Origin of the sequence: uncultured Pseudomonas sp., from assembly GCF_913777995.1 — a bacterium.
In the GTDB taxonomy this organism is placed as follows: Bacteria; Pseudomonadota; Gammaproteobacteria; order Pseudomonadales; family Pseudomonadaceae; genus Aquipseudomonas.
The window spans coordinates 108,715-126,995 of the sequence record NZ_CAJYVE010000016.1; the positions used below are offsets into that span (position 1 = coordinate 108,715).

17 protein-coding genes and 1 tRNA gene are annotated in these 18,281 nt (G+C 65.9%); 7 read left to right on the forward strand and 11 right to left on the reverse strand.

Annotation, left to right across the window (positions count from 1 at the left end):
• The first annotated feature begins 70 nt into the window (after positions 1–70).
• Both hpaI and QZ497_RS07255 read left to right on the forward strand, forming a co-directional pair.
• Positions 71–871, forward strand: coding sequence for a 4-hydroxy-2-oxoheptanedioate aldolase (gene hpaI / locus QZ497_RS07250; protein WP_295472647.1), 801 nt, complete (start codon positions 71–73; stop codon positions 869–871).
• An 85-nt stretch (positions 872–956) separates the two neighbouring features.
• Positions 957–1,616 (forward strand): helix-turn-helix transcriptional regulator, encoded by a 660-nt coding sequence (locus tag QZ497_RS07255; RefSeq protein WP_295472649.1) that lies wholly within the window; start codon positions 957–959, stop codon positions 1,614–1,616.
• Here the strand turns inward: QZ497_RS07255 and QZ497_RS07260 are convergent.
• From QZ497_RS07260 to QZ497_RS07285, 6 genes are read right to left on the reverse strand one after another with little or no spacing between them, the layout of a single operon-like run.
• Positions 1,613–4,012, reverse strand: coding sequence for an MMPL family transporter (locus tag QZ497_RS07260; protein ID WP_295472651.1), 2,400 nt, complete (start codon positions 4,010–4,012; stop codon positions 1,613–1,615). The genes QZ497_RS07255 and QZ497_RS07260 overlap by 4 nt on opposite strands.
• A 9-nt stretch (positions 4,013–4,021) precedes the next feature.
• Positions 4,022–5,083 carry a YCF48-related protein gene (locus tag QZ497_RS07265; RefSeq protein WP_295472653.1) on the reverse strand — a complete coding sequence of 354 codons (1,062 nt, stop codon included), beginning with the start codon at positions 5,081–5,083 and terminating at the stop codon, positions 4,022–4,024.
• A 49-nt stretch (positions 5,084–5,132) separates the two neighbouring features.
• On the reverse strand, positions 5,133–6,491 hold the full coding sequence (locus QZ497_RS07270; RefSeq protein WP_295472655.1) for a DUF1329 domain-containing protein: 1,359 nt from the start codon (positions 6,489–6,491) through the stop codon (positions 5,133–5,135).
• 24 nt (positions 6,492–6,515) lie between these two features.
• Positions 6,516–8,147: a DUF1302 domain-containing protein gene (locus QZ497_RS07275; RefSeq protein ID WP_295472657.1), complete on the reverse strand. Its 1,632-nt coding sequence runs from the start codon at positions 8,145–8,147 to the stop codon at positions 6,516–6,518.
• A 59-nt stretch (positions 8,148–8,206) separates the two neighbouring features.
• The gene (locus QZ497_RS07280; RefSeq protein ID WP_295472658.1) at positions 8,207–8,974 is read right to left on the reverse strand and encodes a coniferyl-alcohol dehydrogenase; all 768 of its coding nucleotides are present in this window, start codon (positions 8,972–8,974) and stop codon (positions 8,207–8,209) included.
• Between the two features lie 45 nt (positions 8,975–9,019).
• Positions 9,020–10,495, reverse strand: coding sequence for a benzaldehyde dehydrogenase (locus QZ497_RS07285; RefSeq protein ID WP_295472660.1), 1,476 nt, complete (start codon positions 10,493–10,495; stop codon positions 9,020–9,022).
• 249 nt (positions 10,496–10,744) lie between these two features.
• On the opposite strand from QZ497_RS07285, the gene QZ497_RS07290 reads away from it, so the two are divergent.
• From QZ497_RS07290 to QZ497_RS07310, 5 genes are all read left to right on the forward strand, one after another.
• Positions 10,745–12,529 carry a sigma-54-dependent Fis family transcriptional regulator gene (locus QZ497_RS07290; RefSeq protein WP_295472662.1) on the forward strand — a complete coding sequence of 595 codons (1,785 nt, stop codon included), beginning with the start codon at positions 10,745–10,747 and terminating at the stop codon, positions 12,527–12,529.
• Between the two features lie 60 nt (positions 12,530–12,589).
• Positions 12,590–13,414, forward strand: a complete 825-nt coding sequence (locus QZ497_RS07295; protein ID WP_295472664.1) for a molybdenum cofactor biosynthesis F family protein — start codon at positions 12,590–12,592, stop codon at positions 13,412–13,414.
• Positions 13,407–14,195 carry an SDR family oxidoreductase gene (locus QZ497_RS07300; protein WP_295472666.1) on the forward strand — a complete coding sequence of 263 codons (789 nt, stop codon included), beginning with the start codon at positions 13,407–13,409 and terminating at the stop codon, positions 14,193–14,195. The genes QZ497_RS07295 and QZ497_RS07300 overlap by 8 nt, the downstream gene beginning before the upstream one ends.
• On the forward strand, positions 14,195–14,956 hold the full coding sequence (locus QZ497_RS07305; RefSeq protein ID WP_295472668.1) for an SDR family oxidoreductase: 762 nt from the start codon (positions 14,195–14,197) through the stop codon (positions 14,954–14,956). The genes QZ497_RS07300 and QZ497_RS07305 overlap by 1 nt, the downstream gene beginning before the upstream one ends.
• A gap of 106 nt (positions 14,957–15,062) precedes the next feature.
• Entirely contained in the window at positions 15,063–15,428 is a 366-nt protein-coding gene (locus QZ497_RS07310) for a cupin domain-containing protein (RefSeq protein WP_295472669.1), read from the forward strand.
• Positions 15,429–15,489: 61 nt separating this feature from the next.
• On the opposite strand, the gene QZ497_RS07315 is transcribed toward QZ497_RS07310, so the two are convergent.
• The 5 genes from QZ497_RS07315 to QZ497_RS07335 all read right to left on the reverse strand — a co-directional run bounded on the left by QZ497_RS07315 (position 15,490) and on the right by QZ497_RS07335 (position 18,271).
• Entirely contained in the window at positions 15,490–15,879 is a 390-nt protein-coding gene (locus QZ497_RS07315) for a hypothetical protein (protein WP_295472671.1), read from the reverse strand.
• Positions 15,876–16,211 (reverse strand): helix-turn-helix transcriptional regulator, encoded by a 336-nt coding sequence (locus QZ497_RS07320; RefSeq protein ID WP_295472673.1) that lies wholly within the window; start codon positions 16,209–16,211, stop codon positions 15,876–15,878. The genes QZ497_RS07315 and QZ497_RS07320 overlap by 4 nt, the downstream gene beginning before the upstream one ends.
• A 110-nt stretch (positions 16,212–16,321) precedes the next feature.
• Positions 16,322–16,774, reverse strand: coding sequence for a YkvA family protein (locus tag QZ497_RS07325; protein WP_295472675.1), 453 nt, complete (start codon positions 16,772–16,774; stop codon positions 16,322–16,324).
• A 350-nt stretch (positions 16,775–17,124) separates the two neighbouring features.
• A complete protein-coding gene (locus QZ497_RS07330) occupies positions 17,125–17,904 on the reverse strand; it encodes an FKBP-type peptidyl-prolyl cis-trans isomerase (protein ID WP_295472677.1) in 780 nt (259 codons plus the stop codon).
• Positions 17,905–18,194: 290 nt separating this feature from the next.
• Positions 18,195–18,271 (reverse strand) — tRNA-Asp (locus tag QZ497_RS07335).
• Between the last annotated feature and the right edge of the window lie 10 nt (positions 18,272–18,281).

Below are 18,281 nucleotides of genomic sequence, written 5' to 3' on the forward strand. Positions count from 1 at the left end.
ACCGCCCGGTGATGCTCGTGGGAGTGAGCGGGCTCGCTCCCACGGCCCGATAGAGCCTTGGAGTTCTCTCATGGAAATGCCCATCAACACCTTCAAGCAACGCCTGCAATCGGATGATGCGCAGATCGGCCTGTGGCTCGGCCTGGCCGACCCTTACTGTGCGGAACTGGCTGCCAACGCCGGTTTCGACTGGCTGCTGATCGACGGCGAACACGCGCCCAACGACCTGCGCAGCCTGCTCGCCCAATTGCAGGCCGTGGCGCCCTATGCCAGCCAGCCGGTAATCCGCCCAGTGCTCGGCGACACCGCGCTGATCAAGCAGATCCTCGACATCGGCGTGCAGACCCTGCTGGTGCCCATGGTCGAAAGCGCCGCCCAGGCCCGCGAACTGGTACGCGCCATCCACTACCCGCCCAGCGGCGTGCGCGGGGTGGGCAGTGCCCTGGCACGGGCATCGCGCTGGAACACCATCCCCGACTACCTGGACAAAGCCGACCAACAGATGTGCCTGCTGGTGCAGATCGAAAACCTCGAAGGCCTGGCCAACCTCGACGAAATCCTCGCCGTGGACGGCGTGGACGGTGTATTCATCGGCCCTGCCGACTTGAGCGCGGCCATGGGCCGGCGCGGCCACCCCGGGCACCCCGAGGTGCAGGCCGCCATCGAAGACGCCATCCTGCGTATCGTGCGGGCCGGCAAGGCAGCCGGCATCCTCAGCGCCGACCAGGCGCTGGCACGTCGCTACATCGAGTTGGGGGCGAAATTCGTTGCCGTCGGCGTCGACACCACCGTGCTGATGCGTGGCCTGCAGACCCTGGCCGGCGCCTTCAAGAACGCCCCGGCGCCGACCCGTGGTGGCGGAGTCTACTGACACTTGCGCCTGGCAGGCAGAGTCAAGACAGCCCGGCAGGCGGGGCCGATACTGCACCGTCATCCCCGCCTCAGGAAATCAGCAAATGGATACCCGGCATGAACTGGCCCGCCATTGCCTGAGCGCGTTCACCCGCCAGGTCCCGGCGGCACGCTGCGTCTTCTACCGGATCGACGCCGGCCTGCAGGCCTGCGACTTTCAATTGCAGGGCATGCAAGCAGGCATGCACGACGCCTATCTGGACCACTATCGCTGGCTCGACCCGCTACAGCCCAAGGTCTGCGCGGCCATCGACCAGCCGGTGATCGCGCTGCGCGAGGCGCTGGCACGCCAGGACACTCAGACCAGCAGCCAGTACCGCGACTTCCTGGCCCGGCACCAGGTGGTCGACGTGGTGGAAATCATCGCTCAGGTCGATGGCCGCCCGGCGCTCGGTGTGTCGCTGCTGCGCCATCGTCGGGAAGGCCTGTTCCAGCCCGACGAACTGCAAAGCCTGTTGCCGCTGCACGGGCTCATGCAACTGGCCGCGCAGGGCTTGCCTGCGGCGAGCGACGAGCAACGCCTGCACGGCCTGACCCCACGTGAACGGCAGATCGCCCTGCTGCTGCGCGACGGCGCCAGCAACAAGCAACTGGCGCGTCAGCTCGGGCTGGGCCTGCCAACGGTGAAGACCCACCTGATCAACCTGTTCCGCAAGCTCGGGGTGGGCAGCCGCACCGAGCTGGTGGCCCGCCTGTTTCTCTAGCTGGCAAGTGGCCTTGGCGCGGACCGCAGCAGCAGCCAGGCCAAGGCCGGCAGCAGAATCAAGGCGCCGAGCATGTTGACCAGGAACATGAACGCCAGCAGCACGCCCATGTCGGCCTGGAACTTGATCGGTGAGAACGCCCAGGTCGCTACCGCCACCGACAGCGTGACCCCGGTCAACAGCACCACCTTGCCCGTGAACAACAGAGCCTGGTGGTAAGCCTGGGCCAAGGTGTCGCCGGCACGCAGACGCGCCAGCAGGACACTGAGTACATACAGCGCATAGTCGATACCGATGCCGACGCCGAGGGCGATCACCGGCAGGGTGGCGACCTTGACCCCCATGCCCAACGCCACCATCAGCGCTTCGCAGAGCACCGAGGTGAGCATCAGCGGCAAGAGCGCGCAGAGCGTCGCTCGCCAACTGCGGAAGGTCACCAGGCACAGCACCGCTACGGCGCCGTACACCCAGAACAGCATCTCGCGCATGGACTGGCGTACCACGATGTTGGTCGCCGCCTCGATGCCGGCACTCCCGGCGGCGAGCAGGAACTGCGCCCCCGGTACCTGGCGCTCGGCGATGAACGCCTCGCTGGCCGCCACCACCCGCTCCAGGGTCTGGGCCTTGTGATCGGCCAGGTACACATACAGCGACAGCCAGGAGCAGCCCTGGTTGAACAGCTCGCGCGGGGCGCGGGTCTGCACGGCTCCCAGGGCACCGTCATTGGGGATCAGCTCGTACCACTTGAGGTTGCCCTCGTTGTAGCCCACCCCGGCGATACGGCTCAGCGCCGCCATCGATGCGGTGGCTTCCACACCCGGCAGGCGTTCCAGCCGGGTGGCCAGTTCATCGACCGCCGCCAGGGTGGTGTAGCGCGTGCACTGGTCTTCACCGGTGCGCACCATGATCACGAAGATGTCCGAGCTGGCCCCGTAGTTATGAGTCATGAACGCCGCATCGCGGTTGTAGCGCGAATCGGCGCGCAGCTCTGGCGCACCCGGATCGAGGTCGCCGACCTGCAGCTGCAGGCTGGTGACGAACCCCAGTACCGCCAGGGCCAGGCCGGTGCCCAGGGCCAGCAGCGCCGCAGGCGGCGCCGTGAAGCGCAGCAGCAGCGCCCACAAGCGGTTGCCCGCGCCCGGCTCACCTTCAGGGACCTCGGCACGCAGGCTGCGTGCGGCTGCCTTGGGGCTGACGCCCAGGTAGCTGAGCAGCACCGGCAGCAGGATCAGATTGGTGAACACCAGCACCGCCACGCCCAGGCTGGCGGAGATGGCCAGGTCGCGGATCGACTGGATATCGATCAGCAACAGCACCACGAAACCCACCAGGTCACACAGCAACGCGGTGATACCGGCAGCGAACAGACGCCGGAAGGTATAGCGCGCGGCGACCACCCGGTGGGTGCCACGACCGATGTCCTGCATGATGCCGTTCATTTTCTGTGCGCCATGGCTCATGCCAATGGCGAACACCAGGAACGGCACCAACGCCGAGTATGGATCCAGCGGGTAACCGAGACTGGCCAGCAAACCCAGTTGCCAGAGCACGGCCACCAGCGAGCAGGTGACCACGATCAGCGTACTGCGCAGGCAGCGGGTATAGGCCAGCAACACCGCCACGGTGACCAGCACGGCGATGAGGAAGAACACCGCGACCTGAGCCAGCCCCTCGATCAGGTCGCCGATGATCTTGGCGAAACCGGTGACGTGCAGGCTCAACTGGTCGCTCTGGTATTTGGCACGCAGGGCTTCGAGCTGCCGCGACAGCTCACCGTAGTCCAGTGCTGCGCCGGTCTGCGGGTTGACGTCCAGCAGCGGCACGAAGATCACGCTGGACTTGAAGTTGGCCGCGACCAGTTGGCCGATCTCGCCGGAGCGGGCGATGTTGGCGCGTACCCGCTCCAGGCTCTGTGGCGAGCCATCGTAGTCATCGGGAATCACCGTACCGCCGTCCAGCCCCTCCTCGGTCACTGCAGTCCAGCGCGTGGTGGGGGTCCACAAGGACTTCATGTAGGGGCGGTCCACCCCAGGCAACAGGTAGATCTCGTCGTTGATCTTCGCCAGGGTATCGAGGTACTCGCGATTGAAGATATCGCCCTGGCGGACCTCCACGGCGATACGCAGGGCGTTGCCCAGGCCACTGAGTTCGGTGCGCCCGGCGAGGAAGTTGAGAATGTACGGATGGCTGCCAGGAATGCTTTTTTCGAAACTGGCGTTGACCTCGATGCGCGTGCTCTGCCAGCCCAGCAACAGGGTCACCAGCAGGCAGGCCAGAACGATCCACGGCCGATGATTGAAGATGGCCCGCTCCAGGCGGTTGCCGCTGGAAGGGTCGAAGGCGCCCAGGTGAGCGACCACCGCCTGCCCGGTGCTCAGCGGTTTCTCGTAGTGCATGTCGTACTCCTACTGCGATTGCGCACCGGCCAAGGCCGGATCGTTCGGATAGCGCTGCAAGCCGCCCAGGCCGCCACCGATCAGACGACCATCGGCGGCCTGCAACAGGCTGGCGAATGCGCCGCCGGGCAGGCGACCGGCCGGCACCAGCTGCGCGCCCTCGACGCGCAGCAGTTCGCCTTCCTGTGAAAGCAACAGCGCCTGGCCATCGTTGGCGGTCAGCCCGGCGACCAGGCTGGCCTGCACAGGACTGGCCAGCGCCTGCCAATGCTCGCCCTGGTCGAGACTGCGCCAGGCATTGCCGCGCAGACCGAAGGCCAGCACCTGCTGCCCCTGCGCCAGCAGGCCGAAGAAGCTGCCGGCATAGGGTGATGCCAGCGCCTGGAAGCTCTCCCCGTCATCGCGCGAGCGCAGCAACAGACCGCGCTCGCCAGCGATGAACAGTGCTCCGTCGGCCGCGCGCATCGCGTATAGATGCAAGCCCTCGGGGTTATCCAGATGCCCCATCCAGGGTGCCCAGCTACGCCCGCCATCCCGAGTGCGCAGGATCAGGTTGTAGGCACCGATCACGAAGCCGTTCTGGCGGTCCTGGAAATACAGGTCCAGCCAGGGCTTGTCCGGCCCGTCTGCGACCAGCCGCTCGGCCTCCTGCACACGCTGCGGACTACCCTCTGCCTGGGCCGCTTGCAACGCTAGCTGTGCCAACTGCTGGCCATCGAGTTGGCGCGACCAGGTCTGCCCACCATCCTCGCTGTACAACACCACGCCGAGGTGGCCGACCGCCCAGCCATGCTCGGCGTCAACGAACTGCACGGCGGTCAGACTGCTGCTCACCGGCACCCGGGCCTGGCGCCAGTGCCGCCCCTCGTCATCGGAGAGCAGCACCACGCCTCGCGCACCGACCGCGACCAGGCGCGAGCCGGCACGGGCCAGGCCGAGGATCGCCGATCGGTCGCTGCCAATGCCGTCCAGCGCCGGCGTGTCGAGAACGGCCGGGCGCAGCTGAGCCTGGACCGCCAGCGGCCCGAACAGCACAGCGAGCATCACCAGCCATTGGCAAAGTGTCTTCATGAGCATTCCTCCTGCAGGCGGACGATGCGTTCGCCCGCCCGCGCACGGGTCAGCGGGCGCTGGCGTTGGCCATGGCGTCCGGGGTGAAGAACGCCGGGCTCGGCCGCGGCACCTTCTGGTACTGCACGCTCAGGTCGTTGCTGGACGAATTGAGGAAGTAGGCGCCGGTGTCGAGGTTGTAGCCGCCCCACATCACCTGGGCAGTCAGCGCCGGCAGGTCCGGTGCCAGCAAGGTCAGGCTGTACTGCTGTCGACCCAGACGACCTTGCGCGTCATAGCCATCCACCAGCAGCACCTGCCAGGAGTCCTCGTCGACGTAGTAAGTGCGGCGCGGCACCACATGGCGCTGGCCGGCCTTGAGGTTGGCCTCCACGACCCACACCCGATGCTTCTCCCAACGCACCAGGCCGGGGTCGAGGAAGCGCGGCTTGACCAGCGCATCGCTGCTGGCCAGGGCAGCCCGGTTGTTGTTGTAAGGCACCAGCAGTTCCTTCTTGCCCACCAGCTTGAGGTCGTAGCGGTCGGTGGGGCCGAAGATCATGAACGCCTCATCGAACAGGCCGACACCGGAGGTGACGAAGTCCGGGGTGTCGTAAGCGATGTTCGGCGCCCGACGCACGCGACGCTGACCGACCAGGTATTGCCACGCGGCACGCACCGAGGGGTCCAGGTCCCAGTGGGTCATCAGTCCTTCACCGGCCTTGGACGAAGGCAGTTCGGTGTACAGCCGGCCAAGCAGGTACTTGCCGTTGAAGCTGGCCAGGCTGCCGTCCTGGAAGTAGTAGGGAAATTGATAGGTGTACTGCGCCCGGGTGGCCTGGACCTTGCGCCCACCGGCGGTCATCAGCCAGGTGTCGAAGGGTGAGCTGATGGTGTCGCCGCCCTGCCACGACAGCCGGTAGTTCCACAGCACCTCGGCACCATTGCCGGGAATCGGGAAGGGAATGCCGCCATAGGCGTTGCTAACCTTCTCGCTGGCGACGTCCAGCTGCGCGCGGGTGGCGTTGGCCAGGGTGTTGTCGTACACCCACTGCGGCGCAGCAGCACTGCGATGGGTCGGGTACACGTCCAGGCGATAGTCAGGGTACTTGCGCAGCAGCGCCTGGGTACCTTCGGCCAGCACCCCGGCGTACTGCCCCAGGTTCGCGGCGGTGACACTGTACAGCGGCTTTTCACTGGCAAAGGGGTCGGCGCGCTTGGCACCGCTGACATAGCCTGCCGGTGCCTGGGTGAATCCGCCGCTCCAGGCCGGGATGCTGCCGTCGGCATTGGCGGCGCGCTCGGCGCCCATGGGAGTCAACTCGCTGGACAGGCGCTTGGCCTGCTCGGGGGACACGGCAGCCTGGGCCAGTTGGGCGGCGGCCAGGGTCAAGCCCAGCAGCGAGACAAGGAATCTGGATGTTTGCATGGCGATTGAACCTGTTTGTTGTTCTTAGAAAGTGGTTTTCACGTACATCGAAACGAAGTCGCGATCAGCCAGCGACTGCCGGTAGCTGAAGTCCCCGGCCTGGTTCAGCCCAGCCCCGGTGGCACCAAAGAAATTCACGTAGTTCAGGCCCATCTCCCAGCGTTGCAGGTAGGTGGCCTTGAGCCCGACGCTCCAGTCACCGGAATGGGTGTTGCCGAAGCCCGACTTGCTGACCGCCGAGGAGCGCCCGTCAAGCACCACCCCCAGCCCTACCGGCACGCTGAGATCCACCCCGTCGGCCACCTGGAAATACGCCGGCTCGGCGAGGATGCGCAGCGCGGTTGCATCACGGGTGGTATTGCTATCCAGGGCCTGGCGGTTGTCGGTCACGCTGAGCGTGCGGTTCCAGGCCAGCTCGGCCAGCACCGAACCGCCGTCCCAGAATGACGAAGGTGGCAGCAGGTAGATGGTCGACAGGTTGACGTGGGCGGTGTGCCCCTTGGCATACAACGCATCGCTACCGTTACCGACCGCCTGCCCAGGTGCCACCACCTGCAGGTTGCTGACCAGCGGCGCGTTCCAGCGCAGCGAGGTTTCACCCGCGAAGTTGAAGTCTCCATAGGCGGTAGAGAAGCTGGCACCGACCGTCTTGATGCCCTCGGCGAACACTTGCCGGTACTGGTTGAGAATCGGCAACCCGCTGGCCGCCGCCGCCGGGCCGTCAAGATAGGCATACAAGCCACTGGGTGCCTTGTCGTGGTAGCGGGCTGCGTACAGGCCCAGCTCCAGCTCGGTGCCCTCGGGCTTGAAGCGCATCTGCACCCCACCCTGTCCCCCATCGCGGGCCTCGATGTCGCGGCCATGCACGGTGGTGTTGCCGAACACCTCGGTCAGGTCGCCCGACCCCTTGCCGATGGCGTCGTTGTCGCTCAGGTAGCTGCCGGCACCGGGCAGGCTCGAGCGCTCCCACTCGAACTGGTAGTACGCCCCAACCGACAGACGCGGGTTGATCTGCAACTGGCCCGACAACTGATTGACCGGGCGCAGGATTTCCTTGAACTGGCTGCCCGGTACGCTGAGCAACTTGACCACGTCGGTCGGCCCCTGGGCCGCGCCGATACCGTTGCCGCCGAAGAACAGGCTCTCGCCGTACACCAGACTGTGCCGCCCCAGGCGCACCACGCCCTGCATGTCCTCGGCCGGCTCGCCGCGCAGGTAGACGAAGGCATCCAGCAGCTCGGCATCGCGGCCGTGCAGCTCGCGGGTATCAGACAGAAAGTGCGGCTGGCTGCGGCTGTCGGTGTCGTCGTTGTAGACCTGGTCGTACCAGGCCGCGCCGCTCACGCGCAGGCCATAGTCACGGTGGCTGAGATCCATCTCGGAAAAGATGTCCAGACGGTTGGAGACCAGGCCACGGCTGAAATTGCGGTCACCCTGGCTCTGGATGGAGGGGTACAGGCCGCCGGCAGTGGGCGCATTGAGCAAGCGCTCATCGGCACCGTGCAAACGCCAGGCCTGGCTGTACTTGAGGGTGTTGTCCCAGCGCAATTGCCAGTCGCTGCTGCCCAGGTCGATCTGCGCGGCTTCGGCACTCAGGCTACCAGCCAGGGCCAGCGCCAGTGAAGGAAGGGCATTACGTGAATGCAGACGTTTCATAGCGATCCTCGTTGTTGTTCTTGTATGGAATCAATGGCCACCCAGGGGGTGGTCCGGGCTTACAGGTAGGTCGAGGCCAGCCCCCCATCCACGGGCAGGTTGATACCGTTGATCCAGCGCGCCTGGTCGGAGCACAGGAAAACGATGACCGCCGCCACTTCGTCGGCGTAGGCGGGCCGTTTCATGCGCCCGGCGTCGGCCTCGATGCGCTCGGCCCCCAGCAGTTGCACGAAATCGGCAAGGATGGGGGTGAACACCGGCCCTGGCGCGACGCAGTTCATGCGCACCGAATGGCTGAGAAACCACGGCTGGGCCTGCACCTGGCTCCAGACGATCAGCGCCTCCTTGAAGTACTGGTAACAGGTCTCGTCCGGCACCGGGTTGGCGGCCAGCCAGGCCTCCCCCGCAGCAAAGTCGCTGGTGGCCGCCAGCGACTTGTGCAGCTCCAGGCGCTGCGGCCACTGCGCGCCCAGGATCGAAGCGACATTGACGATGCCCGCGCCAGGGGCCAGGCGCGGCAAAAGGGCCTGGGTCAGGTGGCGCAGGCCCAGGTAATTGACCTGGGCTACACGGCGCGGGTTGGCGGTCCCCGGCACGCCGGCCACGTTGCACAGGCCGTCCAGTTGCTCGGGCAGCCGGGCGACGGCGTGGTCGATGGCCGACGGCGAGGCCAGGTCGATCTCGATGAATTCATCCAGGCTGATACGCGGCGGATCACGGTCCAGGCCGATCACCCGTGCACCGAGGAATCGGAGCAGGCGCGCGGTCTCGGCACCGATCCCCGAAGAGACGCCGGTTACCACCAGGGTCTTGGTTTGCAGATTCATAGCGTGCGTCCTTGTGTTGTCGTTGTTGGGGTCAGGCGCGGGCAACTAGAAGGGGTAACGCGGCGGCTCGTTCTTCACCGTCACCCACTGCCACTGGGTGTACTCGTCCCAATCGGCGGGGCCGCCGACACTGCCGCCGTTGCCGGACTGGCCGCGCCCACCGAACGGGTTGACGCACTCGTCAGCCACGGTCTGATCGTTGATGTGCAGCAGGCCACAGCGCAGGCGCTCACCGATGGCCATGGCACGCCCGAGCGAGGGCGAGATCACCGCTGCCGACAGGCCGTACTCAGTGGCGTTGGCCAGTTCGATGGCCTGTTCGTCGCTCTCGAACGGCACCACACAGGCCACTGGACCGAAGATTTCCTGTTCGAACGCCGCCATGCCCGGCCGCACCCCGGAGAGCACCGTCGGTCGATAGAACAGCCCCTCACCCGGCCCACCAGTCTCCAGCCGCGCCCCGGCGGCGACGCTGGCCTCGACTATCTGGCAAACCCGCACATGCTGACGTTCGTTGATCAGCGGGCCGACCTGCGCCTGGCCCTGAGCGGCATCGCCGACCTGCAAGGCGTTGGCCTTGGCGACCAGCAACGCGGTCAGTTCATCGGCAATCGAGGCATGTGCCAGGATGCGTCCGGTGGCCATGCAGATCTGCCCCTGGTGCAACCAGGCGCCCCACGCGGCATTGCTGGCGGCCAGCGGCAGGTCGGCATCTTCCAGCACGATCAGCGAGTTCTTGCCGCCCAGCTCCAGAGCGACTTTCTTCAGGTTGCGACCGGCGGTCTCGGCCACCTTGCGCCCGGCGGCGGTGGAGCCGGTGAACGCGATCATGCCCACCCGCGGGTCCTCGCACAGCGCCTCGCCCGCCTGCGCCCCACCCGGCAGCACCTGCAGCACACCGGGCGGCAGGCCGGCATCCTGGAACAGCCGGGCAATCAGGAAGCCGCCGCTGACCGGCGTCTGCGGATCTGGTTTGAGCACCACCGCATTGCCCGCCGCCAGCGCCGGCGCCACCGCACGCAACGACAGCACCAGCGGAAAGTTGAATGGCGAGATCACCCCGACCACGCCGTGGGGCAGGCGCCGGGCGTAAGACAGACGCCCGGCGGCGCTGGGCAGGATCAGGCCATGGCCCTGGGACAGCAGGCCAGCGGCCTGGTGCAGGAGCACGACGGCCTCGCGGACCTCGTGGCTGCCCTTGAGCAGACTGCCGCCGGTCTCGCGGGCGACGAACAGCGCCAGTTCGTCGAAATGGATCTCTGCCAGCTGCGCCGCACGGCGAAACACTTCCGCCTTGTCGCGTGGCCCCAGCGCCTGCCAGGCAGGCTGAGTGCGGTGCGCGACCTGGCAGGCAGCGGCGACGTCCTCGGCGTTGGCCAGCGCAGTCTGGGTCAGGCACTGGCCCGTGGCCGGCTCGCGCACCGGGTTGGTTCCGCCCCGCGCTTCGACCCAGGCACCGTTGAAGAGCTTTGCATGCCACTGGCTTTCCTGCAGAAAGCCGGTGCGATTGATTGCAGACATAGACACCCCGAGTTCTTGTTTTCGTGGAGAACGCCGTGGCTGCTCATTGCATGAAGCGCCCGGCTCTCCAGGGCTGTTGAGCAAGGCGCGTGCCCGCTTCTCGGCAGTACGGGCGTGAAGGCTCTATCTCGGGGCGTAGCAAACCGCAGGTAAAAAAGGCCGGCTGTTCGGCCACTCGGCGAGATACGCAAATGATGAAACTTATGTTAATTACCCCTTCACCCCATGATCATTTCAGCAGGTGAAGGCATGCAGGCTCCCCGGCAACCCGCCAGCGCCCCCTTCCACGACTCGGCCGCGGACGACACGCCGATCCGCGGCGACAGCACGCAGTGGCAGGAAACCCAATCACCCACTTCCAGCGAACTGGCCGAATGCCTGTTCTTCTCCCCCGAAGATGGCCGCATCTGGCTCAACGATCAGCGCATGCTGCTGATGCACAGTTCGTCGTTCGGCGCGCTGCGTCGCGAATTCATCGACCACATGGGTCTGCAGCGTGCCCGCGGTCTGTTCACGCGCACCGGCTATCAGTCCGGAGCCCGTGACGCGCAACTCATCAGGACCCGCTGGCCGAACGCCGATCGCACTGCGGTGTTCTTCGCCGGTACTCGGCTGCACAGCCTGGAAGGTATGACCAAGGTCGAACCCCTGCACTTCAAGTTCGATGCCGATTCAGGCTTCTATGAAGGCGAGTTCCTCTGGCATCACTCGTGCGAGGCCGACGAGCACATCGCGGCGTGCGGCATCGGCCAGGACTCGGCGTGCTGGACCGAGATCGGCTATGCCACCGGTTATGTCAGCGGCCTGTTCGGGCGCCTGGTGATCTTCCGCGAGGTGGAGTGTCGGGCCATGGGCCACAAGGTCTGCCGGGTGATCGGCAAGACCGCCGAACAATGGGGTGACGTCAGTGCCGACCTCGCCTGCCTGTACGCCACTGACAGCAGCGCAGCAGCGCCCACGGCGCCACCGACCGCGCCCCGTGCGCAGGCGGTGACCACCGACCAACTGGTGCCGATCGGCGCCAGTGCGGCATTCACTGCGGCACGCCATGCCCTGCAACGTGTGGCACCGACACCGGCCACGGTGCTGATCGGCGGCGAATCCGGTGCGGGCAAAGAACTGTTCGCCCGCGAGCTACATCGCTTGAGCCCGCGTAGCGAAGCGTCCTTCGTGGCCCTGAACTGCGCCGCGATCCCCGAGAACCTGATCGAGGCCGAGCTGTTCGGCGTCGAGCGGGGCGCCTACACCGGCGCCAGCCACTCACGCCCGGGACGCTTCGAACGTGCTCACCAGGGCACCCTGTTCCTCGACGAGATCGCCTGCCTCAGCCTGCCCGGCCAAGGCAAGCTGCTGCGCGCTCTGCAAGAGCGCGAGGTGGAGCGGGTCGGCGGTGGCCAGCCGATCCGCGTCGACGTGCGGGTCGTCGCCGCGACCAACGTCGACCTGCGCCAGGAGGTCAAGGCCGGGCGCTTCCGGGAAGATCTGTTCTATCGCCTCAATGTGTACCCGATCACCCTGCCGCCCCTGCGCGAGCGCCGCGATGACATCCCGCTGCTCGCCGATGCCTTCCTGACCCGTTACTGCCGCGACTATGGGCGCACGCCAGCCGGCCTGACCATGCGCGCACTGAAGGCACTGCTACTGTACGACTTTCCCGGCAACGTCCGGGAACTGCAGAACCTCATCGAACGCGGCCTGATCGCCAGTGACGAGGGGCGCCCCATTGATCTGGTGCACCTGTTCCACAACGAACCCATGCCGCCGCAACTGTATTCGATCAGCCAGGCCGGCACGCTGACTACAGCCGTCGAGGCGCCCGCAAAGGCCGCATCCGGCTCGCTGCTGGAGCGCTTGCAGGCCTTGCAGATCACCCCGGATCTCGACGGGCTGGAGAAGCGTCTGCTCGACGAAGCACTGGCCAAGGCCGACGGCAACCTGGCCGCCGCCGCACGGCTACTGGGCCTGAGCCGCGCCCAGTTTGCCTACCGGCTGAAGAAACACGGCAACGGCCAGGCAGCTCAACCTTCCGGTTGATACCCGCCCGGCCTGCCGCATTGCACCATCGTGCTCATCACCTCCCAAGGAAACCACCCGATGAGCACCCATCAAGACTGGATCACCGTCGGCGCCCTGGCCGACGGCTTCGCCCCCGAAGCATTCATTCTGCCCAACCTGGCCGAGCTGGCCGGTCGCGCCTTCGAGCTGCACTTCGCCAACGGCTGGCGCATCAGCCATCGCTTCGACGCCGCACAGGTGCACTGGCAGGCGGCCGACGGCCACAGCCAGGGCAGCGCGACCTACCGGGCCACCTCGCTGCGCAATGGCATCTACCTGGTGGACTTTCTCAAGCACGAAGACGGCCGGGACTGGTCGATCAGCCTGGTGCTCGACACCCTCAGCGCTTCGTTCACGGCGGTGATCGGCGGTCTGCCGGACCAGGCCACCACCCATGAGGGGCTGTACCACCGCGCCCTGGCCGGCAAGCCACTCACCGGAGTGCAGGTGCAGTTCCTGCACGGCAGCCTGGACACGCCCTGGCGCGAAGGCGCCTGTCCGCATGCGCCCACCCTCGAGCTGGTGGGCCTGCGCAACCTGTACCGCTACAGCCCCACCGAGGTCTACGAGCACGTCTACCTGAACGGCGACTATTACAGCTGGCAGTGCCTGCGTGGTGTCGAGAAAGGCCTGTGCGACACCGACCGCGCGCACTATTACAAACTTGCCGAGCAACTCTACCTGTTCGTCTGGCGGGAAAAGATCGTCCCGACCCTGGGCCTGATCGTCATCGACCTGCAGCAGCACCGCAGCGACGGCAAGATCTTCGGCTACGCCGGTGACCGCTTCGACACCCTGAGCAATTTCCCGGTGGCCTCCTATTGCCGGGTGCTCAACACCACGGAGTACGGCCTCGATGACTAGGACCGTGCTGATCACCGGCGCCGGCAGCGGGATCGGTGCCGCGTGCGCCCGGCGCCTGGCCGAGGACGGTGTCGGCCTGGTGCTAGTGGGGCGGCGCCGTGAGGCGCTGCAGCAGGTCGCCGAGCAGACCGGCGGCCTGGTGCTGGCGGGCGATGCCGCCTGCCCACAGACCTGGAACGGCTTCATCGAGCAGGTGCGCGAGCACTGCGGCGGGCTCGATGCCCTGCTGGCCTGCGCCGGCGGTCATGGCCTGGGCAGTGCCACGCAGACCAGCCCGGCAACCTGGGAAGCCGCCCTGCGCAGCAACCTCGACAGCGCCTTCTACAGCGCCAGGGCCTGCCTGCCGTTGTTGGCCGAGCGTCGCGGCAGCATCGTGTTGCTCGGATCCATCGCCTCTCTGGCCGCCGGCCCGGAGGTGTGCGGCTACACCACCGCCAAGCATGCCTTGCTCGGCCTGAACCGCTCCCTGGCGCGTGACTATGGTGCGCAGGGTGTACGGGTCAATTGCGTATGCCCCGGCTGGGTCCGCACGCCAATGGCCGACGAAGAGATGCAACTGCTGATGCAGCACTACGCCGAAGACCTGGACACCGCCTACGCCCGGGTCACCGCCGACGTGCCGCTACGTCGCCCCGCCCTGCCGGAGGAAATCGCCAGCCTGTGCCGCTTCCTGATCAGCGACGAGGCCAGCATCCTCACGGGCACGACCCTGGTCGCCGACGGCGGCTCGAGCATCGTCGACGTACCGACACTGGCCTACACACGCTTGGGAGGTACCTGATGCTGGATTTCACTCACCAGACCGTACTGGTCACCGGCGGTGCTCAGGGCATTGGCCAGGCCATCGTCGAAGCCTTCAGCCAGCGCGGCGCGCGGGTGGTGATCGCCGACCTCAACCTCGGTGCCGCGCAAGCGCTGGCCGACAGCTTGCAGCGCCAGGGTCGCCCGGCCGAAGCACGCCAGGTGGACCTGGCCGACGGCCAGGCGATCACTGGACTGCTGGGCAACCTGGAGCGACTCGATGTGCTGGTGCACAACGCCGCTTATTTTCCTCTCACGCCGCTGGAACAGATCACCCCGGCAATTCTGCAGCGCACCCTGGACGTCAACCTGGCGGCGCTGTTCTGGTTGACCCAGGCGGCTTTGCCGCTGTTCAAGCGTCAGGGTGCCGGCAACATCCTGGTCACCTCGTCGGTGACCGGCCCTCGGGTGGCCTTTCCGGGCCTGAGCCATTACGCCGCCTCCAAGGCCGGGGTCAATGGTTTCATTCGTAGCGCGGCACTGGAGCTGGCGCCGCATGGCGTGAGGGTCAACGGGGTGGAACCCGGGATGATCGCCACGCCCGCGATGGGCAACCTCGGCGACCAGACGCTCAGCCAGCGCATCGCCAATGCCGTGCCACTTGGCCGGCTCGGCGCGCCGGCCGACATTGCCGGGGCCATGCTCTACCTCGCCTCGGACCTGGCCGGCTATGTCACCGGCCAGACCCTCATCGTCGACGGCGGCGCCACCTTGCCGGAAACCCTGGCAAGCCTGGACTGAGCCGGGCTGGCCCTGGCACGCAGTGACAACGTCGGGGTCAGCCAGGGACAAGACAACCGCTGGCAGCCGGTTGTCCAATGACCCGCATTCACACAGGAGTGCACCCATGGCATTGACGGTAATAGAGAAGCACGTCCGGCTCGCTGACCTCGAGCCCTGGGGCGACGTCACGGACTTGGGGGCGGAACGGCTCGAAGGCGAGGTCAGGATCTTCGGCCGGATGACCTCAGGCACGCCGGACGATGCCGTGAGCAGCGGTTACTTTGGCGCCACTCAGGGCCGCTTCCGCATGGTCTACCCCTTCGACGAACACGCCACCGTGGTGACCGGAGAACTACAGCTGACCGATGAAAGTACCGGCCAGACCAGTCGTTACCAGGCCGGCGACAGCTGGTTCGTGACCAAAGGCACGCCAGTGCTCTGGGAAGTGCTCAGCGCCAGCTTCGTGAAGCACTACTTCGCCGTCGCCTGAACAGGCTGGAGTGAAAGAAAAACACCCCGACGGCAGGCCGGTCGGGGTGTTTTGCCTGGCTTCAGCCCTTGGCCGCGACCTGCGCCTCGGCCGTTTGCGGGTAGGCATATTCGAACACCCGCACCACTTCCGAGGCATGCCAGGCCGCCGCCGCGGTGCCGTCCGATGGCCCACTGAAGCGTCCCAGCCGCTCGGCACACTCGAAGAAACCGGTGCGCGGCAGACGGCTGGCACCCTGGCTGATCACCAATGAACTGCGCAGCGGCTGCTCGGCCTTGGCGTCCAGGGCGGCGAGGTATTCAAGGGCGGCGGTGAGGGTCTGCATGGCCGGGCTGGGCAGTTGCAGACGCTCCAGCAGCGCACGATAGGTGACCAGATGACGTTGATGACGGGCCTGGTCCAGCTCGCTCAGCAACTGTTCCCAGTTCTGGCGGCTGATACGCACGCTCATGAGTCACCCCGCCAGCCGGCCACCCCCAGGTGCCAGGCCAGGCTGCGCTTGATCGCGGCATCAGGTTCGCGGGTGCCGTTTTCGATCAGCTCAAGGTAGGACGGGCTGATGCCCACCGAACGGGCCAGGCTGGCCGGTTCCAGACCCTTGGCCTGGCGCAGCGCCGCCACCTGGTCGAAACCGGGCAGTTCGGCACTGGCCGGTGGCGCAGCGGCAGCTGCCGACGCAGAGGGTTGGGCGACCCCGGCAGCCTTCAGCAGCGCCTGATACTGTGCCCAAGGCAGCACGGCGTATTCGGGCTCGCCGTCACGAGAAATGACCTGAAGATCCATACGACCCCCTGTGCTGGATGTGGACTTATCAAGAAAATATGGCCCACATCTTAACAGTGCACGAGGGGGTCTTGCCCACCCGCCCGTGCCGGACGGATGGCGTCGGAACCTCAGGCCTTGCCTTTTTCCTGCTCCAGCAGCGCCTGAGTGGCCGGCAGGCGCTCGACCACCACGAGTTTTTCCGGGGGTTGCTGGTCACGCCAGGCGCGGAAGGCATCCAGTTCGTCAGTGAGGTGCTTCATGATCCAGGCGAGCACGGCGACGTCATCGAGCATGCCAAGGCCGGGTATCCAGTCTGGAATGGCATCCAGCGGACTGAGGAAATACATCAGGCCGGCGACGATGGAAACGATGGCCTTGGTGCTGATGGCACGGTACTCACCCCGCCAATAGGCCAGGCACAAGGCCTGCAACAGGCGCAGATCATCCTTGATGCGTCCTAGGCGGCTGCCTTCGCTAGAGCCCTTGCGGGCCACGGCGAACAGCAGCGCCGGCAGACGTCCGGCGGCCAGCAGGCGGCGTGCACCGGGCAGGAAACGAACGAAGTTCCAGGGGCCTTTCATGGTCACTCCCATCTGGCACCGCAACAGCGACGTACCGGTCGCCGCCTCGGGCGCTGCGTATGAACATTGGATGTGTGTCATGTTATCCACATATTTTGTGGATAACCTTGTGAACAGCCGTGTTTTTCCCGCCTGAGTGCCCCGGACTACGGGGGTCGCCTTCAAATCGGGCGTTTTTTGGCCACCGGAAAAGTCCTGTTAAAACGTTGACTTAGCTCAAGGGGCGCTGGCCCGATTGTCAGACAGAAGCTTTACGGGGTGCCTGGTAGTGGGACTGCACCGAGCATAAAGCGTTCGCCCGGAAAGCAAAACGCCCCGCGATGCGGGGCGTTTCGAGTGACAGGCCAGAATTACTTCTTGGCCTGGTCTTTCTTGGCGGGTGCTTCGGCCGGAGCGGCCTCTTCTTCCTCGTCAGCGGCACCGGCTGGAGCAGCGGACGGATCCTTGATACCCAGCAGTTCCAGGTCGAAGATCAGCACGGAGTTGGCCGGAATCACCGGGCTCGGGCTCTGCGCGCCGTAGGCCAGCTCACTCGGGATGTAGAGCTTGATCTTCTCGCCCACGTGCATCAGTTGCAGACCTTCGACCCAACCCGGGATCACGCCGCCAACCGGCAGGTCGATCGGGCTGCCGCGCTCGACGGAGCTGTCGAAGACCTTGCCGTCGATCAGCTTGCCTTCATAGTGGACGGTGACCACATCGCTAGGCTTGGGCTGAGGGCCGTCGGCCTTCTTCACCACTTCATACTGCAGGCCCGAAGCGGTGGTGATCACACCAGGCTTCTTGCCATTTTCTTCGAGAAACTTCTTGCCCGCCGCAGCGGCTTCTTCGCTCTGCTTGGCCAGGCGCTCTTCAGCGCGCTTCTGCAGGTCAGCGAAGGCTGAGATGAGGTCTTCGTCCTTGATCTTCTGCTCTTTCTTGCCGATGGCATCTTCGATACCCAGGGCAACAGCCTTGGAATCCAGATCGTCCATACCTTCCTGGGCGAGGCTCTTGCCCATGTTCAGGCCGATACCGTAGGAGGCCTTTTGCGCCGGCGTTTTCAGCTCGACGGTACTGGCCTGTTTGTCACAACCTGCGAGTACCAGACCAACCAGGGCAATCGCCGCTGCCAACCGATGCTGTTTCATGCTGTTTCCTTGTTCATGCGCCGAAAGGGCAAACGAATAAAGCCGCGAGCTTATCAGGCTGCCGCGATCAATGGCTACCGCCATAAGAGAGCCAAAACCTCAATAAGTTCAGGCAAATAGCGTCTGCATACAGGTGGACGGCGAGTCATTCAGGGGAGGTTCAGTGAGCACTGCCGCAACGGACAGGTCGAGAGCCCGTCGCAGAGCGCTTGGGGCAGATAGCACAAAGGCGACCCGAAGGTCGCCTTTGTGACGGTGATGCAGGCCGTTCAGTGAGCCTGCATCGAATATGGCGCAGCGGACGGGACTCGAACCCGCGACCCCCGGCGTGACAGGCCGGTATTCTAACCGACTGAACTACCGCTGCGCATGACACT

Coding starts and splice junctions, on each gene's coding strand:
- hpaI (WP_295472647.1), top strand. CDS start 71: ATGGAAATGCCCATCAACACCTTCAAGCAACGCCTGCAATCGGATGAT.
- QZ497_RS07255 (WP_295472649.1), top strand. CDS start 957: ATGGATACCCGGCATGAACTGGCCCGCCATTGCCTGAGCGCGTTCACC.
- QZ497_RS07260 (WP_295472651.1), bottom strand. CDS start 4,012: ATGCACTACGAGAAACCGCTGAGCACCGGGCAGGCGGTGGTCGCTCAC.
- QZ497_RS07265 (WP_295472653.1), bottom strand. CDS start 5,083: ATGAAGACACTTTGCCAATGGCTGGTGATGCTCGCTGTGCTGTTCGGG.
- QZ497_RS07270 (WP_295472655.1), bottom strand. CDS start 6,491: ATGCAAACATCCAGATTCCTTGTCTCGCTGCTGGGCTTGACCCTGGCC.
- QZ497_RS07275 (WP_295472657.1), bottom strand. CDS start 8,147: ATGAAACGTCTGCATTCACGTAATGCCCTTCCTTCACTGGCGCTGGCC.
- QZ497_RS07280 (WP_295472658.1), bottom strand. CDS start 8,974: ATGAATCTGCAAACCAAGACCCTGGTGGTAACCGGCGTCTCTTCGGGG.
- QZ497_RS07285 (WP_295472660.1), bottom strand. CDS start 10,495: ATGTCTGCAATCAATCGCACCGGCTTTCTGCAGGAAAGCCAGTGGCAT.
- QZ497_RS07290 (WP_295472662.1), top strand. CDS start 10,745: ATGCAGGCTCCCCGGCAACCCGCCAGCGCCCCCTTCCACGACTCGGCC.
- QZ497_RS07295 (WP_295472664.1), top strand. CDS start 12,590: ATGAGCACCCATCAAGACTGGATCACCGTCGGCGCCCTGGCCGACGGC.
- QZ497_RS07300 (WP_295472666.1), top strand. CDS start 13,407: ATGACTAGGACCGTGCTGATCACCGGCGCCGGCAGCGGGATCGGTGCC.
- QZ497_RS07305 (WP_295472668.1), top strand. CDS start 14,195: ATGCTGGATTTCACTCACCAGACCGTACTGGTCACCGGCGGTGCTCAG.
- QZ497_RS07310 (WP_295472669.1), top strand. CDS start 15,063: ATGGCATTGACGGTAATAGAGAAGCACGTCCGGCTCGCTGACCTCGAG.
- QZ497_RS07315 (WP_295472671.1), bottom strand. CDS start 15,879: ATGAGCGTGCGTATCAGCCGCCAGAACTGGGAACAGTTGCTGAGCGAG.
- QZ497_RS07320 (WP_295472673.1), bottom strand. CDS start 16,211: ATGGATCTTCAGGTCATTTCTCGTGACGGCGAGCCCGAATACGCCGTG.
- QZ497_RS07325 (WP_295472675.1), bottom strand. CDS start 16,774: ATGAAAGGCCCCTGGAACTTCGTTCGTTTCCTGCCCGGTGCACGCCGC.
- QZ497_RS07330 (WP_295472677.1), bottom strand. CDS start 17,904: ATGAAACAGCATCGGTTGGCAGCGGCGATTGCCCTGGTTGGTCTGGTA.